Origin of the sequence: Limnobaculum eriocheiris (assembly GCF_021010575.1) — a bacterium.
Lineage (GTDB): Bacteria > Pseudomonadota > Gammaproteobacteria > Enterobacterales > Enterobacteriaceae > Limnobaculum > Limnobaculum eriocheiris.
In genome coordinates this window covers 1-1,177 of record NZ_JAJNAG010000095.1, presented here as the reverse complement: position 1 = coordinate 1,177, position 1,177 = coordinate 1, and the positions used below count along the sequence as shown (strand labels likewise).

Genomic DNA, 1,177 nt, shown 5'->3' with positions numbered 1-1,177 from the left:
CTGAGGAATCCCCAGTAATGAGCAGGTAAAAAAAGACAGGCATAGAGTTTTGTGATCTACTGATTGTGCTATCAATTCAATGAGATCACCTCTATGCCTGTTTACCAAGTATGTCAGAAGTTTTTCCGCGATGCTTTATCCCCATCTCACAAATACCGACAAAATGCTCTGCTGGATGCCACTATTGCCTTAATCAGCGGCGCATCACTGACACTGACCAGTATTGGCCGTTATTTACCCGGTGCGGCTCAGGTCAAAAATAAAATCAAACGAGTTGACCGTCTGCTGGGTAATGAATCACTTCATCGTGATATCCCTCTTATTTTCAAAGGTATTATCACCATGCTGACCCAAAAATTATCTCTGTGTGTTATTGCGGTTGACTGGAGCGGTTATCCTTCTCAGCAATATCATGTGCTTCGTGCCAGTCTGCTTTGTGACGGACGTTCGCTTCCCCTGTTAAGCTGGATTGTTTCCTCAGAAAAACAGCAGAATTCACAGATACAGAAAGCTTTCCTTGATGCCCTTGCCGGAGCCGTGAACCCAAAGGCCAGGGTTATTATCGTTACCGATGCAGGTTTCCAGAATGCATGGTTCCGGCATATCCAGTCACTCGGATGGGATTTTATCGGCCGTGTCAGAGGCAATATTCAGATGCGCCTAAACAACAAAGGAGAATACTGGTTCAGGCGTCAGGAATTACAGGCCAGCAGCAAACCAGAATATCTGGGGCCGGGTACGCTTGCGCGGGCCGAATATGCCCGGTGTGACGGTCATTTTTACCTTCATAAAAAAGCGTCAAAAGGGAGGCACTACAAACGTTCCCGTTGCCGACCCACAAGGCTTTCACAGGTAAATGACGCCCGTAACGCAGCAAGAGAACCTTGGCTTATTTTCAGCAACACGAATGATTTTAAGCCACGTGAAATCATGAAGTTATACAGTCGTCGTATGCAGATAGAGCAGAACTTTCGGGATGAGAAAAGCGAACGCTTTGGGTTCGGCCTGCGAGCCAGTTACAGCCGTTCGGCGGGCAGAATGAGGGTACTGAGCCTGCTGGCAACACTGAGCACAATAGTGCTGTGGCTTATTGGTTATCACGCTGAAAATAGAGGGTTGCATCTGAGATACCAGGCCAACAGTATTAAATCGCGGCGGGTAATTTCTTATCTGACAT

General features: G+C 47.2%; 1 protein-coding gene. It reads left to right on the top strand.

All coding sequences use genetic code 11. The features are described 5' to 3' along the window. Window positions 1-93: 93 nt before the first annotated feature. A partial coding sequence (locus tag LPW36_RS17605; protein ID WP_230611888.1) for an IS4 family transposase occupies window positions 94-1,177 on the top strand: 1,084 nt, incomplete at its 3' end.